At 64.9% G+C, this 14,843-nt stretch carries 14 protein-coding genes; 7 read left to right on the forward strand and 7 right to left on the reverse strand.

All coding sequences use genetic code 11. The features are described from left to right. Positions 1 to 93 precede the first annotated feature (93 nt). Positions 94 to 696: a nucleotidyltransferase family protein gene (locus tag JG746_RS02165; protein WP_202356685.1), complete on the forward strand. Its 603-nt coding sequence runs from the start codon at positions 94 to 96 to the stop codon at positions 694 to 696. Between the two features lie 231 nt (positions 697 to 927). Here the strand turns inward: JG746_RS02165 and JG746_RS02170 are convergent, their stop codons facing one another. Next, positions 928 to 1,923: an aldo/keto reductase gene (locus JG746_RS02170; RefSeq protein WP_202356686.1), complete on the reverse strand. Its 996-nt coding sequence runs from the start codon at positions 1,921 to 1,923 to the stop codon at positions 928 to 930. Positions 1,924 to 2,019: 96 nt separating this feature from the next. Between JG746_RS02170 and JG746_RS02175 the strand changes: the two genes are divergently transcribed. The 6 genes from JG746_RS02175 to JG746_RS37060 all read left to right on the forward strand — a co-directional run bounded on the left by JG746_RS02175 (position 2,020) and on the right by JG746_RS37060 (position 7,915). Beyond that, positions 2,020 to 2,910, forward strand: a complete 891-nt coding sequence (locus tag JG746_RS02175) for a LysR family transcriptional regulator (protein ID WP_202356687.1) — start codon at positions 2,020 to 2,022, stop codon at positions 2,908 to 2,910. Positions 2,911 to 3,042: 132 nt separating this feature from the next. Further along, positions 3,043 to 3,615, forward strand: coding sequence for a cytochrome b (locus tag JG746_RS02180; protein ID WP_202356688.1), 573 nt, complete (start codon positions 3,043 to 3,045; stop codon positions 3,613 to 3,615). A gap of 70 nt (positions 3,616 to 3,685) precedes the next feature. Next, on the forward strand, positions 3,686 to 4,261 hold the full coding sequence (locus tag JG746_RS02185; RefSeq protein WP_202356689.1) for a YceI family protein: 576 nt from the start codon (positions 3,686 to 3,688) through the stop codon (positions 4,259 to 4,261). 80 nt (positions 4,262 to 4,341) lie between these two features. Next, a complete protein-coding gene (locus tag JG746_RS02190) occupies positions 4,342 to 5,328 on the forward strand; it encodes a Gfo/Idh/MocA family protein (RefSeq protein WP_202356690.1) in 987 nt (328 codons plus the stop codon). A gap of 84 nt (positions 5,329 to 5,412) precedes the next feature. Next, on the forward strand, positions 5,413 to 7,071 hold the full coding sequence (locus JG746_RS02195) for an FAD-binding dehydrogenase (protein WP_202356691.1): 1,659 nt from the start codon (positions 5,413 to 5,415) through the stop codon (positions 7,069 to 7,071). A gap of 664 nt (positions 7,072 to 7,735) precedes the next feature. Beyond that, entirely contained in the window at positions 7,736 to 7,915 is a 180-nt protein-coding gene (locus tag JG746_RS37060; protein WP_244730641.1) for a hypothetical protein, read from the forward strand. Between the two features lie 31 nt (positions 7,916 to 7,946). On the opposite strand, the gene JG746_RS02205 is transcribed toward JG746_RS37060, so the two are convergent. From JG746_RS02205 to JG746_RS02230, 6 genes are all read right to left on the reverse strand, one after another. Then, positions 7,947 to 8,885 (reverse strand): alpha/beta hydrolase, encoded by a 939-nt coding sequence (locus tag JG746_RS02205; protein ID WP_202356692.1) that lies wholly within the window; start codon positions 8,883 to 8,885, stop codon positions 7,947 to 7,949. Positions 8,886 to 9,005: 120 nt separating this feature from the next. Continuing rightward, on the reverse strand, positions 9,006 to 9,788 hold the full coding sequence (locus JG746_RS02210) for a carnitinyl-CoA dehydratase (protein WP_202356693.1): 783 nt from the start codon (positions 9,786 to 9,788) through the stop codon (positions 9,006 to 9,008). Beyond that, on the reverse strand, positions 9,781 to 11,859 hold the full coding sequence (locus JG746_RS02215) for an acetate--CoA ligase family protein (RefSeq protein ID WP_202356694.1): 2,079 nt from the start codon (positions 11,857 to 11,859) through the stop codon (positions 9,781 to 9,783). Before JG746_RS02215 ends, JG746_RS02210 begins: the two co-directional genes overlap by 8 nt. Before the next feature lie 86 nt (positions 11,860 to 11,945). Further along, positions 11,946 to 13,109 carry an acyl-CoA dehydrogenase family protein gene (locus tag JG746_RS02220; RefSeq protein WP_202356695.1) on the reverse strand — a complete coding sequence of 388 codons (1,164 nt, stop codon included), beginning with the start codon at positions 13,107 to 13,109 and terminating at the stop codon, positions 11,946 to 11,948. A gap of 4 nt (positions 13,110 to 13,113) precedes the next feature. Continuing rightward, the gene (locus JG746_RS02225) at positions 13,114 to 14,208 is read right to left on the reverse strand and encodes a carnitine 3-dehydrogenase (RefSeq protein ID WP_202356696.1); all 1,095 of its coding nucleotides are present in this window, start codon (positions 14,206 to 14,208) and stop codon (positions 13,114 to 13,116) included. After that, positions 14,205 to 14,834 (reverse strand): HD domain-containing protein, encoded by a 630-nt coding sequence (locus tag JG746_RS02230; protein ID WP_202356697.1) that lies wholly within the window; start codon positions 14,832 to 14,834, stop codon positions 14,205 to 14,207. The genes JG746_RS02225 and JG746_RS02230 overlap by 4 nt, the downstream gene beginning before the upstream one ends. Between the last annotated feature and the right edge of the window lie 9 nt (positions 14,835 to 14,843).

Consider the following 14,843-nt stretch of genomic DNA (forward strand, 5'->3'; position numbering starts at 1 on the left):
CAATTCCAGGAAAAGTGCTTAGCGGTTTTCCCACAGGAATTGCGCAGAAACCAACGACTTGCGGGCGGATGGCGAATCGTCCTCCAAAGGGCGATGGACCATCTGCGCTATTCCGGGCTGCCATGCGAAGCACAGCGCGCGGCATTCCTCGACATCGTGTCGGGCGACCCGCTGGTCGGCGACGCGCTGGCGCGAGCCCGCACGCTGGCGCTGCCGGACTGGCTGGTCGTCTCCGGCGCGCTTTACAACAGCGTCTGGAACCATTTGACCGGCAAGCGGCCGGGTTACGGCATCAAGGACGTTGATCTCTTCTATTTCGATGACAGTGACCTGTCCTATGAGGCCGAGGACGCCGTCATCCGCAGGGCAGCGCGGCATTTCGAGGGGCTGACCCTGCCGGTCGAGGTGCGCAACCAGGCGCGTGTGCATCTGTGGTATCCGCAGAAATTCGGGCAGCCCTGCCCGCGCTATGCGAGTTCCAGCGAACCCATCGGCTATTTTGCCTCGAAGACGCATGCGGTCGGGGTTCGCTACGATGGCAACGGCGCGCTCGAATTGGTGGCGCCGTTCGGGCTCGATGATATCTTTTCGTTCCGCATCACGCCGAACCGGGTGACGGACAACCAGCGGACGCATGAGGCGAAGGGCAAGCGGGCAAAGGCGTGCTGGCCGGAGATTGAGGTGGTGCCGTGGTAGCGCAGACATAGAAATGTCGGCGCGAGGCGCCCCCCTCTGTCCTGCCGGACATCTCCCCCTCAAGGGGGGAGATTGGCGGCTTGGCCGTGCCTCCCTTCCTTCAAGCGCTGGTGATTGGCGAAAGCCGCGATGACACTCAATCTCCCCCCTTGTGGGGGAGATGTCCGGCAGGACAGAGGGGCGCCTCGCGTTGGCGTCTCAACAATATGGGGCGCCGAAGCGCCCCATTGCCTAGCCATTCACCAGCGCCAGCAACTCCTCCGTATAGCGCTTGCCCATCACCTTATCCGGCGACAGCGCATCACCAATCGCCGCGACCTCGGCCGCACTCAGCTCGATACTCGCCGCCGCCGTGTTCTGCTCCAGATGGCGGATTTTGCGCGCGCCGGGGATCGGCACGATGAAATCGCCCTGATGCAGTACCCAGGCCAGCGCCAGCTGCGCCGGGGTCACGCCCTTTTCCGTCGCCAGTCTTTCCAGCGTGGCGATAACCTTGGCATTGGCTTCCATGGCCTCGGCCTGGAAGCGCGGCAAGGTGCGGCGCCAGTCGCCATCGTCAAGCGTTTCGGGCCTGGCAATCGCCCCCGTCAAAAGGCCACGGCCGAGCGGGCTGTAGGGCACGAAGCCGATGCCGAGTTCGCGGCAGACGGCAAGCACCTGCTCTTCCGGATCACGGCTCCACAGCGAATATTCGCTCTGCACGGCAGCGATGGGATGCACGGCATGCGCCCGGCGGATGGTCGCGGCACTGGCTTCCGACAGACCCAATGCGCGCACCTTGCCCTCGCGCACCAACTCGGCCATGGCGCCGACCGTGTCCTCGATCGGCACGCTGGGGTCGACACGGTGCTGGTAATAGAGGTCGATGACATCGGTGCCCAGCCGCTTCAGCGAGGCTTCGGCCACCGCCTTGACGTGCTCGGGGCGGCTGTCGACGCCGGCCATGCGGTCGAGGCCGGTGCCTTCCTCCAGAATCTTGAAGCCGAATTTGGTGGCGATCGTCACTTTGTTTCGCACCGACTTCAGCGCCTTGCCGAGCAGGATCTCGTTGTCGTAGGGGCCATAGACTTCCGCCGTGTCGAAGAAGTTGACGCCAATCTCGACGGCGCGGTGCAGCGTGGAGATCGCCTCTGCCTCCGGCTGGCCGCCATAGGCGAAGCTCATGCCCATGCAGCCGAGGCCGACGGGATAGACGTTCAGTTCAGTTCCTAGCTTGCGGGTTTGCATCACGCGTCTCCTTGTTGCGATGCAGCAGAGATAGCGCCTTGCAATCTGTTCGATAATCGGCTCTTCTTCGTACGGGCCGTTCCAAGAAACAGATCAATGAACCGAGCACATCTTTCCCAGCTTGCCGTGCTGGCAACCGTTGCCCAATGCGGCAGTTTCCGCGGAGCTGCCAGGGAATTGGCAATCGCGCCATCGGCGGTCAGTCATGCAGTGTCCAGTCTGGAGGCGCGGCTCGGCGTACGGCTCTTGGCGCGCAGCACCCGCAGCGTCGCGCCGACGGAAGAAGGCGCGCAACTCTTGGAGCGGCTGCGGCCCGCCCTTTCCGAGATCGACCTGGCGCTGGAGGCGGCGGTCGAGTCGCGTGAGCGACCGGCCGGGAATCTCAGGCTCAGCGTGCCGCGCACGGCGGCGCATCTGGTGCTGACGCCGCGTCTCGGTGCCTTTGCCAGGGCCTATCCCGACATCGTGCTGGAGATCGTCATCGAGGACCGCTTCACCGATGTCGTCGAGGGCGGTTTCGATGCCGGCGTGCGGCTCGGCGAGAGCCTGCAGCGCGACATGATCGCGGTGCGCATCGGGCCGGACCTTCGCGGCGCGGTTGTCGGCGCGCCATCCTATTTCGAGGCCATGCCGAGGCCGCATCACCCGCGCGACCTTGCCGATCATCGCTGCATCCGCTTCCGCTTCTCCAGCGGCATCCTCTACCGCTGGGAATTCGAAAAGGATGGTGAGGAGATAGAGATATCAGCGCAAGGGCCGCTGATCCTCGACGAGGACCATCTGATCGCGCAAGCGGTGGTCGATGGCGCCGGACTTGCCTTCGTCTTCGAGCCCTATGTGCGGGCCCCGCTCGCCGACGGCAGACTGATCCGCGTGCTGGAGGATTGGTGCCCGGTTTTCGAAGGATTCTTCGTCTATTATCCCAGCCGCAGGCAAATGCGGCCGGCGCTGCGGGCGTTTGTGGATTTCTTCAAGGTGAGTGGGTAGAGAGCGCCCCTCACCCTTGTGGGGCGGGGGTCAGCGCCCTACGAAGACCCCCACCCCGATCCGCTGCGCGGATCGACCCTCCCCACAAGGGGGAGGGGGGAAGAAAGCGCGGGTCGGCAACGTTTGTCTCGCATGCAGAGCTCAATCACCAACACGCCAACCCGCTACGGCTGGGCAACCATCCTCCTGCATTGGCTGATCGGCATCATCTTCATCGGCCAGTTCGCCCTTGGCTTCATCATGGTTCGGCTGACCAGTCAGCGCTCCGCCTTCGAGCTGATCCAGTTGCATAAATCGCTAGGTTTTCTGCTGCTTGGCCTCATCATCCTGCGCATCGCCTGGCGGCTTGGCAACGCGACCCCGCCTTTGCCCACTTCGGTCGGCACGCTGGAGCGGCGAACGGCGCCGCTCGCGCATCTGGCGCTTTATGCCTTCCAGGTCGCCCTGCCCTTGTCCGGCTGGGCACTGGTTTCGGTGTCGACGCTGGAAATCCCGACCATGCCGTTCAACCTGTTCGTGATGCCCAATTTGCCGCTCACCGAATCCGATGCCGCCGAAAGCTTCTGGGCGGCCGCGCACTGGTATCTCGCCTATGCCGGCATCGCGCTCGTCGCACTGCATGTTGCCGCCGCGCTCCGCCACCATCTCCTGCTGCGCGACAGCGTGCTCACGCGCATGATCACACCTTCGTCAGGTAGGGAATAGAGCGGGCAGCCGGCGCGTTTGTGGGGGTGAGGACGCGAACCAGCGTTGCCTCGAGGAAAGGAACAATCCCATGCATGCGCGCATCCTTGGATTCGCGGCTTTTGCCGCATGCCTTGCCGTGCCCGCAGCCGCGGCGGTGGCGTTGAGCGACGCCGCCGGCAGCTACACGATCAGCCCGGCGGCCTCCAGCATCCGTTTCACCATAGGCAAGGCCGGCGGCGGCGGCTTTGACGGCGCCTTCGCCCGCTTCAAGGGCACGATCCGCATCGACAATGGCGATGTCGGCCGCTCGAAGGTCGACCTCACCATCTATCCGGAGAGCGTCGGCACCGGCCAGAGCCGCATCGATGCGTTCCTGCGCTCCGACGCGGTTTTCGATGCGGCCAACAGCCCGGAGATCCAGTTCCGCTCGACCAGCGTGACCCGCACCGGCGACACATCGGCCCTCGTCACCGGCAGGTTGACGGCGCGCGGCAAGACGTTTGCGGAAAAATTCACCGCCGAACTCGATGGGTTGAAGGGCGGAACGATCAAGTTCCATGTCACCGGCAAGGTGCTGCGCTCACGCTACGGCATGGATGTCGGCACACCCCTCTACTCCAACGTCGTCGACTTCGACATGTCGCTGACGGGGAAGCGGGGCTGATCTGGGACGGCCTTCGGTCATTGGCTTTTCCGTCGATTTCGGGCAAACCTCGTCTGAAATAACCGACATGGAGAAGCGTGATGTTCCGATGGGGTGTGTTGTCGACGGCCAAGATCGGCCGCGAGCAGTTGTTGCCGGCAATCGTCGAGGCGGAGAACGGCGTGCTGTCGGCGATCGCCAGCCGCGACCTGTCGAAGGCCAAGGCCCTGGCCGAGCGCTTCGGCGCGCGCCATGCGTTCGGCTCCTATGAGGAATTGCTGGCCTCCAAGGACATCGACGGCGTCTACATTCCGCTGCCGACTTCGCAGCATGTCGAATGGGCTGCGAAGGCGATCGAGGCGGGAAAACATGTGCTGGTCGAGAAGCCTCTGGCGCTCGACGCCAAGGACATTCTCCCCCTGATCAAGCTGCGCGACGCCAAGAAGGTGCTGGTCTGCGAAGCCTTCATGGTCATCTACCACCCGCAATGGATCAAGGTGCGCGATCTCATCGCCAGCGGCGCCATCGGCCGGCTGCGCCATGTGCAGGGCGCGTTCTCCTACTACAATGTCGACCCCAACAATATGCGCAACCAGCTCGATCTCGGCGGTGGCGCATTGCCTGACATCGGCGTCTATCCGACCGTGTCGACGCGGTTTTCGACCGGCAAGGAGCCCAGCCGCGTCCAGGCGACGATCGAGCGTGACAAAAAATTCGGCACCGACATCTACTCCTCGATCCGCGCCGATTTCGGCGATTTCGAACTGTCCTTCTATTTGTCGACGCAGATGGCGGCGCGCCAGGTGATGGTGTTCCACGGCGAGAAGGGTTTCATCGAGGTCTTTTCGCCGTTCAATGCCGGGCTCTACGACCATCACCGCGTCGAACTGCACAACCAGAACCACACCGAGGCGCAGGTGTTCCGCTTCCCCGGCACGCAACAGTACCGGCTGGAGGTCGAAACCTTCGCGCGCGCCGCGCAGGGGGGCAAGGAGCGTGTCTTCACGCTGGAGGAATCCGTGCTCAACCAGAAGGTCATCGACGCCGTCTTCCGCGCCGGCGGCAAGGACGGCTGGGAGGCCGTCTAACTCTTATTTTGACGCAATTCCGGACGGAAAACCGCTTCACACTTTTCCTGGAATTGCGTTAGCCGGCTAATTCTGGGAGGAAATATGGCTGACGACGCGGACGTGATCATTGTCGGCGCCGGCCTTGCCGGGCTGGTTGCCGCCGTCGAACTGGCTGAGGGCGGCAAGAAGATCATCATCGTCGAGCAGGAGCCGGAACAGTCGCTGGGCGGCCAGGCGTTCTGGTCGTTCGGCGGGCTTTTCCTCGTCGATTCGCTCGAGCAGCGGCGCATGCGCATCCGTGATTCGCACGATCTGGCGCTTGAGGACTGGATGGGCACCGCCGCCTTCGACCGGCCGGAGGATTTCTGGCCGCGCAAATGGGCGGAGGCCTATGTCGGTTTCGCCGCTGGCGAGAAGCGGTCCTGGCTGCTGCAGCGCGGCTTGAAATTCTTTCCCGTCGTAGGCTGGGCCGAGCGCGGTGGCGGCAATGCCATCGGCCACGGCAATTCGGTGCCGCGCTTCCACATCACCTGGGGCACCGGCCCCGGCGTGCTCGAACCATTCGTGCAGCGCGTGCGCGAGGCGCAAAAGCGTGGATTGGTCAGCTTCAAGTTCCGCCATCGGGTCAACCACCTGACACGGACGGGCGCTGTCGTGACCGGTGTGCGCGGCGATATCCTTCGGCCCAGCACCGTCGAGCGCGGCCACAAGAGTTCGCGCGAAATATCGGGCGATTTCGAGCTGCATGCGCAAGCGGTGATCGTCGCCTCGGGCGGCATCGGCGCCAACCATCAGTTGGTGCGGGAAAACTGGCCGAAGCGGCTGGGCGCCGCGCCCAAACGCATGATCACCGGCGTGCCGGACCATGTCGACGGCCGCATGCTCGCCATCACGGAACAGGCCGGTGGTTCGATCATCAACCGCGACCGCATGTGGCACTATGTCGAAGGCATCAGGAACTGGGCGCCGATCTGGACCGAGCATGCGATCCGCATCCTGCCCGGCCCGTCCTCACTCTGGCTCGACGCCAGGGGTAAGCGACTGCCGGTGCCGCTCTATCCCGGTTTCGATACGCTGGGCACGCTCAGCCACATCATGAGCACCGGCTTCGACTATTCCTGGTTCATCCTGACCAGGAAAATCATCCAGAAGGAGGTCGCGCTGTCGGGCTCGGAGCAGAACGCGGACCTGACAGGAAAAAGCTGGCGCCAGGTGCTCGGTCGCGCGACATCGGGCATCCCGGGTCCGGTGAAAGCCTTCATGGAGAAGGGCGAGGATTTCATCGTCGAGGCCGATCTCTCGAAACTGGTTGCCCGCATGAATGCGTTGGCGGGTGGCGAGCCGCTGCTCGATGTCGCCGAGGTCGAGCGCGAAATCCGCGCCCGCGACAGGCAGCTCGACAATCCGTTCTCCAAGGACATGCAGATCACCGCGCTGCGTGGCGCGCGGGCCTATCTCGGCGACAAGCTCATCCGCACGGCTAGGCCGCACAAGATGCTCGACCCCGCAAACGGCCCGCTGATCGCGGTGCGCCTCAACATCCTGACGCGCAAGACGCTGGGCGGCCTGCAGACCGATCTCGACAGCCGCGTGCTGGGCGCGGACGGCCAGCCGGTACCGGGGCTCTATGCCGTGGGCGAAGCCGCCGGCTTCGGCGGCGGCGGCGTGCATGGCTACGCGGCGCTGGAAGGCACGTTCCTTGGTGGCTGCATCTTCTCCGGCCGCGGCGCCGGCCGGGCGGCGGCGGCCTCGGTGGCGTGAAACGAGGCTATTTCTGTCACCTAGACCAGATAGTCGCTGGCTGTATAGGAATTAGAGAGCAGGTTTTGGCCTGAGCTATAAAGGCCCGCATGTGCGCCACCCGCCATCACGGATTCCGGCGCGGTCGGCGCGGCTCCATACAATCGGGCGACGGCGTCGCCGCCAGGCCGCCAGCGCAGTCCGGGCCGTCGGGCTGTATGTCCGGCGCTGGCGCACAATCGATTGCTGGTCCACCGCAATCGGGGCGTTCTGGACGGTCCGGCCTGTCGGGTCGGTCTGGCCGATCCGGACGATCTGGTCTGCCCGGCCAGTCTGGTCTGTCAGGCCGGTCCGGCCGATCCGGCCAGTCGGGGCGATCCGGCCTATCCGGCCTGTCGGGGCGCCATGGCCTGTCAGGTCTATCGGGGCGCCAAGGCCTGTCAGGGCGCCACGGCCTGTCGGGCCTGTGGTCACGGTCGCGCCAGTGGTGATCACGCCAAGGGCGGTCGCGGTAATCGTCCGTGTCGACGCATGCACTCAGCGTCGCGGCACAAAGGAGGAGCGCCAACGCGGTTGCGAACCTGGTCATGATTGCGGTCGTTTCCTTGCTGTTGGCCACCTACGCGATGGGTCTGCCTGCTCGGGATTGCGCCTGCATTACGCCTTGTGCGAACGGGGATTCTGCATGACGCCCAGCGCCACCAATCTGGTGCGGGAAATCGTCAGCCGGCAGGGCGGCCATGTCTCAGTGGCCGATGCGCCAGGCGGCGGCGCCTGTTTCAGCATCGCGCTGCGGACGACCGTGAACAGCAAGCCTGGCAATGTGATTCCGCTGCGGCGGGGTCAGGTGAAAGCCGCGTTGTAGGCGCGGGGCCGATCTCTGAGTTGCGCCGCGCTTACCAGAGCCAGCTGCCCTTCCCCAGCGCGGCCGCCGCATCGACAATTCGGGTGAAACTTTCGCGGGCGCGACCGACCGTGTGCCGGGCCCTGAGATAGCCATGCACCAGGCCCGGTTCGTCGAACCATGTGGCCCGCCCGCCGCCCGCGATGATGCGGTCGCGATAGGTTTCGCCGTCTGAAGACAGCGGGTCGCACTGCGCGGTGATCAGGACTGTCGGCGGCAGCCTGGCGAAGTCGGTATCGGCCAGCGGCGCCAGCGTCGCATCGCCGCTGCGATCCTGCCCGCCGGTGCGGATGTGCTTGTAGAATTCGAGATCGCGCATGGTCAGCATCGGCGCCTCGGCATGGATCACATAGGAACCCTTCGAACGGTCGCCGCCGAGGCCGGGATAGATCAGGACCTGGCCCACCGGCGACTTCGCATGGCTGCGCGTGGCGTGCGCAACTGCGGCGCAGAGATTGCCGCCGGCGCTGTCGCCGCAGAGCAGGATGGGGCGGTCGCGGCTGGACGCAGCCCATGCGAAGGCGCTCATCGCATCATCGAAGGCTGCCGGATGCAGATGCTCCGGCGCCAGGCGGTAGTCGACCGAGACAACCTCGTAGCCGGTGCGGCCGCAGAGTTCGGCGCAGACATCGTCATGGCTGTCCAGCCCGCCAAGGATGAAGCCGCCGCCATGGATGTAGAGCACGGTCGCCGCCGGCTGCGGGGCGCTTCGGTAGGTGCGGATCGGGATGTCGTGCGTGGGCGTTGCGATGGCGGAGGTTTCGACCGTCACGCCCTGGGGGTAGCTGGCAAAGAACTCCCGGCACATGCGGTCATAGATCTCGCGCTGCTGGGTGATCGTGTAGTCGATCGTATCGGGCGGATAGTAGGAATTGGTCCGCTCGATGAAGGCCCAGGTCTCGGCGTCGATGAGTTTTGTGTAGTCGGTCATGGAACTCCTTTACCTCCCCCTTGATTGTGGAGGTCGCCGCGGAGCGGCGGGTGGGGGTGGCAGCGCTTCACCCCACCCCGCACCTTCGGTCCGACCCTCCCCATCAAGGGGAGGGTAAAGTCACTTGCCCTTCCACACCGGATCGCGCTTTTCGGCGAAGGCGCGGAACCCTTCCATATTGTCCTCCGAACCGTACAGCGCATCGACCGTCGCCAGTTGCCGGCGCGTCACCTTGTTCATGGCGTCCTGGAAGGTCAGCGCCTCGGCCACGCGCGCGGTCTCCTTGATCGCCGCAAACACCAGCGGCGGGCCGCTGGCGAGCAGCCTTGCGATCTCCCAGACGCGGTCCTCGAGCTTTTCCTTGGGCAGCACCTCGTTGACCAGGCCCCAGCGATGCGCTTCGGCGACATCCATCCAGCGGCCGGTGAGCAAGAGGTCCATGGCGACATGATAGGGAATGCGCTTCGGCAGCTTGATCGTCGCCGCGTCGGCCAGCGTGCCGGCGCGGATTTCGGGGAGCGCGAAGGAGGAATGATCGGAGGCGTAGATGAGGTCGCAGGACAGCGCCAGCTCGAAGCCGCCGCCCACCGCCATGCCGTTGACGCAAGCGATGACCGGCTTGTTCAGGTCGCGCAATTCCTGAAGGCCGGCAAAGCCGCCGACGCCATAGTCGCCGTCGACCGCGTCGCCGCCGGCGGCTGCCTTGAGGTCCCAGCCGGCGCAGAAGAACTTGTCGCCGGCCGTCTTGACGATGGCAACGCGCAGTTCCGGGTCGTCGCGGAACGCCTTGAAGGTCTCGCCCATCAGCCGCGAGGTCTTGAGGTCGATGGCGTTGGCCTTGGGCCGGTCGAGCGTGACCTCGAGGATCGAGCCTTCGCGACGGGTCGAAATGACGTCAGACATTCTTGTTTTCTCCCAGCACCAGCAGCGCATCGGCAATCCAGGCGCCCTTGCCTTCGACGCAGACGATCAGCGGGTTGATGTCGAGTTCCTCGATCTCGCCGGCATTCTTCTGCACGAAACCGGCAATGCCCGCGATGGCGTCGATGGCGGCCGCGACGTCGGCCTTCGGCCGGCCGCGATAGCCTTCAAGCAGCGGGAACAGTTTGAGGCCGCGCAGGGCCGCCTCGATGTCGTCACGGGTCGCCGGCAGCATCAGCGTGACGCTGTCGCGCAGCAGCTCAACCAGAACGCCGCCGGTGCCGAGCGTCATGACAGCGCCGAACATCGGATCCCTGGTGAAGCCGACGATCAGTTCGGCGACGCCGTCGCGCACCATGCGCTCGACATAGAGCCCGGTGCCGAGGGGCAGCAGGTCATGCGCTGCCGTGCTGACGGATTCGGCGTCCTTGAGGTTGAGCCTGACGGCGCCGACCTCGGATTTGTGGGTGACGCCCAGCGCCTTCAGCGCGACGGGAAAGCCGAGCGCCATCGAGGAGATCACCGCCTCGACCGCATTGCCGGCGCGCTCGCCCTTCGGCACGGGAAGCCCGGCCTTGATCAGCCGCGCCTTGGCTTCAGCCTCGTCGGGCGTGACATGCTCGCCTCCGGCAGCGCCGGAAGCAGAGGTGTCGACCGGCTGCGCCTGCGGCTCAGCCCAAGCCCAGCCGATGAAGGCTGCCGCGCCCGCGGCATCCATCGCCTCGGAAATGCCGAACAGCGGCACCATGCCGCGCGCCATCAATTCGGCGGTGTATTCCTCGGGCAGGTTTTCCGGCAGCGAGGAGACGATGGCGCCGTGCGCCTTGTTGGTCTTCAGCGCCGATTCGAAGGCGCGCAGCGTCGCCCACCAGTCGGTGACCGAGCAGCGGTCCGGGCGCGGAAAGTCGAGCACCAGCATGTTGAGATCAAAACCGCCCGACACCATGGCGGTGAAGGTGGCGGTCATCGCCGGCTCGTTGTTCCAGATGAAGGTGTGATAGTCCAACGGATTGGCGACCGCGACCAGCGGCCCAAGCGTCGACTTGACATGGGCTCGGTGCGTTTCCGTCAGCACCGGGAAATTGACCCAGCGGCCTTCGGCGCTGTCGGCCATGACGGAGGCTTCGCCGCCCGAACAGCTCATCGACGAGAGGCGATAGCCGGGCAGCGGACCGGTGACGTGCAGCAGCTTCAGCGCCTCGATGAAGGCGGGGATGGAATCGACACGCGCAATGCCGAGCCGCCTCAGGAAGGCGCCCGAGGCCGCATCCGAGCCGGCGAGCGAGGCGGTATGCGAAACCGTCGCCTGCCGCGCCTGTTCGGAGCGGCCGACCTTCATGGCAATGATCGGTTTTTTCAGCTCGCGCGCCCTGGCGGCCAACCGTTCGAAGCCGGCTACGGAGTCAAAAGCCTCGATGTGCAGGCCGAGCGATGTCACCCGCTCATCCTCGATCAGGCCAAGCGCCATTTCGGAGAGGCCGGTCTGCGCCTGGTTGCCGGCGGTCATGAGGAAGGCGATCGGCAGGCCGCGCTTCTGCATCGTCATGTTGATGGCGATGTTGGAGGACTGGGTGATGATGGCAACACCCTTGCCGCCCTCCTCCAGCCTGATGCCGCCATGCTGGTCGGGCCAGAGCAGCGCGCCGTCGGCATAGTTGATCAGGCCGTAGCAATTCGGCCCGATGATCGGCATCTCGCCGGCCGCGGCGACCAGTTCGGCCTGCAGCCGCTCGCCATCGTCGTCATAGGCCTCGGTCTCGAGGAAGCCGGCGGCAAAGCAGACGGCGCCGCCGGCGCCGCGCTCGGCCAGCGCCTTGATGACCTCGATGGTGAGATGCCGGTTGACGCCGACAAAGGCTGCATCCGGCGCGCCGGGCAGATCGGCGACCGACCGATAGGCCTTGCGGCCGGCGACTTCGTCCTTGGTCGGGTGCACCGGCCAGATTTCGCCGGCAAAGCCCATCTTGATGGATTGCGCGACGACGGCGGCGGCCTGCACGCCGCCGAAGACGGCGATCGATTTCGGGCGCAAGAGACGTTCGAGTTTATGCATGGTCATCTTTTCGTTTGAGCGCGATCTCAGGACAAACGATCTCGTTTGTCCGACAAAGCCGGATCCCGGCCTGGGCGCATCATGCTCTAAGCTCCGAACGGACGCAGCAGCGCCCGCGAAATAATGTGTCGCTGAATCTCCGACGTGCCTTCCCAGATGCGCTCGACGCGGGCGTCGCGCCAGATGCGCTCCAGCGGCAGGTCGTCCATCAGCCCCATGCCGCCATGGATCTGGATCGCCTCGTCGGCAACGTAAGCCAGCATTTCGGTGGCTTTAAGTTTGGCCATGGCCATGTCCTGGTCGGTGACAGTCCCCTGATCGTACTTCCAGCCAGCTTCGAACACCATCAGGTCGGCGGCCTTCAATTCCGTCGCCATGTCGGCGAGCTTGAAAGACACGCCCTGGAACTTGCCAATCTGCTGGCCGAATTGCTGGCGCTGCGCGGCGTACTCGACGGCGTGGCCAAGCGCCCGCTCGGCGCGGCCGAGACAGGTGGCGCCGACCTGCAGGCGGGTGGCGCCAAGCCAGGAATTGGCGACGTCGAAGCCCTTGTGCACTTCGCCCAGAACCTGGCTCGCCGGCAGGCGGCAATCGTCGAATTCGAGGATGGCGTTGGTGTAGCCGCGATGCGAGACGTTGCGGTAGCCGTCGCGCACCGTGAACCCCTTTGTGCCCTTGTCGACAAAGAAGGCGGTGATCTTCTTGCGCTTGCCGCGCGGCGAATCCTCTTCGCCGGAAGCCATGAAGACGATGGCGAAATCAGCGAGATCGGCGTGGGAGATAAAATGCTTGGTGCCGTTCAGCACCCAGTCGTCGCCGTCCTGCACCGCGGTCGCCTTCATACCACGCAGGTCGGAGCCGGCGCCCGGCTCGGTCATCGCCAGGCAGTCCCATTTCTCGCCACGGATGCAAGGGAACAGGTATTTTTCGCGCTGCTCGGGCGTGCCGGCCAGCAGGATGTTGGAGGGACGCGCGACGCAGGTCCAGTGCAGCGCGTAATTGGCGCGGCCGAGTTCCTTTTCGTAGAGCAGCCAGGTCACGGTATCGAGGCCTGCGCCACCGACATCCGCGGGCATGTTGGCGGCGTAGAGACCGGCCTCGATCGCCTTGGCCTTGATCTCCTCGATCAGTTCGCGGCGCAGCACGCCGGTGCGCTCGACCTCGCGCTCATGCGGGTAGAGCTCATTCTCGACGAAGGCGCGAGTCGTCTCAACGATGAGTTTCTGTTCGTCCGAAAGACCGAAATCCATCGTCTCAGACCTTCTTCTTTTTCTTCGGCTTTTCCGCCTTCTTTACCGGCTTGGCGGCCTTGGCCTTCTCGGCGGCCTTGGAAGCCGCCGGCTTCTTCGCCGCCAGCTTGGCGAGCTGCTTGGTGTAATCCTTGTGCAGTGCGCCGGCACCCCAGCCCTTGCCCTTGTTCTGCTTCGAAAGCGCGTCCATGATCGCGACCAGATTGTCGTCGCGGATCTTTTCCAGCTCACGGATCGACAGGCCATGCGCCTGGTCGTCCGACTGGGTGGCGATCAGGTCGACCAGTTCGTCGTTGAATTCCGGCACGTCCATCAGCTTGGTCCACGGCCATTTCAGGCAAGGTCCGAACTGCGCCATGAAGTGGCGCATGCCGGCCTCGCCACCGGCGACGCGATAGACCTGGAACATGCCCATCTGCGCCCAGCGCAGGCCGAAGCCATAGCGCATGATGTCGTCGAGTTCCTCGACGGTGCAGATGCCGTCCTTGATCAGCCACAGCGCCTCGCGCCATGCCGCTTCCAGCAGGCGGTCGCCGACGAAGGCCTCGATCTCCTTGCGGATGACCACAGGCTTCATGCCGATCGAGGCATAGATCTCCTTGGCGACCTCGATGGCCTCCGGAAAAGTCTGGTCGCCGCCGACGATTTCGACCAGCGGCAGGAGGTAGACCGGGTTGAACGGGTGGCCGACGACCAGCCGCTCCGGATGCTTCTTCATCGCCACCTGCATGTCGGTCGGCTTGATGCCGGAGGTCGAGGAGCCGACAATGGCGTTGGCCGGGGCATGGGCATCGATCTCGGCCAGCACCTTGTGCTTGAGGTCGAGCCGTTCCGGCACGCTTTCCTGGATGAAATCGGCATCGGCCACCGCCTCGGCGATGGTCTTGGCGAAGGTCAGCTTGCCCTCTTTCGGCAGGCCGCCGGGTACCATCTGCTTGTAGGCGCGGCGCGCGCCCTTCATCACTTCCGAGACCTTGCGCGAGGCTTCCGGATCCGGATCGAAGATGGACACGTCGATGCCGTTGAGCAGCAGCCGCGCCACCCAGCCGGCGCCGATGACACCGCCGCCAATGGCGGCCGCCTTGTTGATGATGCTCATGCGGAAGCTCCGGTTCTTGTCCTGGCTGTTTCGGGATCAATGAGAGGCACACGCTCGCCGGCGCGGATCACGGCTGCGTCGTAGGCCTTGCGGGCGAAGACTTCGAGCACGAAGGGCCGGAAGAATTCGATCGGCAGCGTCTCGTAATCGGGGTCGAAGCTCGACTGGTCCCAGCGCTCGCAGAACTGGTCGCAATCATCGAAATAGGCGTGGCCGGCGAAGCGGTCGCGCGCATGGCGGTCGCCGCCGAGATGATGGGCGTAATAGAGCCGCTGGAAGTCGCCGTGCTTTTCCACCACCCAGGTGCATTGCTCGCGCACGAAGGGTTTCAGGATCGAAGCGGCGTATTCGTCGTGATTGTAGGGCGCGTAGATGTCGCCGATGTCGTGCAGCAGCGCGCAGGCGATCCAGTCGGTGTCGGCGCCGTCGCGCCAGGCGCGGGTCGCCGCCTGCAACGAATGGCCGAGCCGGGTGATCTTGTAGCCGGACAGGCCCTCGTCGAGCTGCACCAGCGCGTCGAGCAGCCGCTCGCCGGTCCTGGCGGCATAGTCGATTTCATGGGCGGTCAGGAACTCGTAGTCGTCCTTGTCGCCATCCTTCATCGCGGTGAATTTGACGGTGGCCATCTCAAACCT

This window comes from Mesorhizobium sp. 113-3-3, from assembly GCF_016756495.1.
GTDB lineage: Bacteria > Pseudomonadota > Alphaproteobacteria > Rhizobiales > Rhizobiaceae > Mesorhizobium.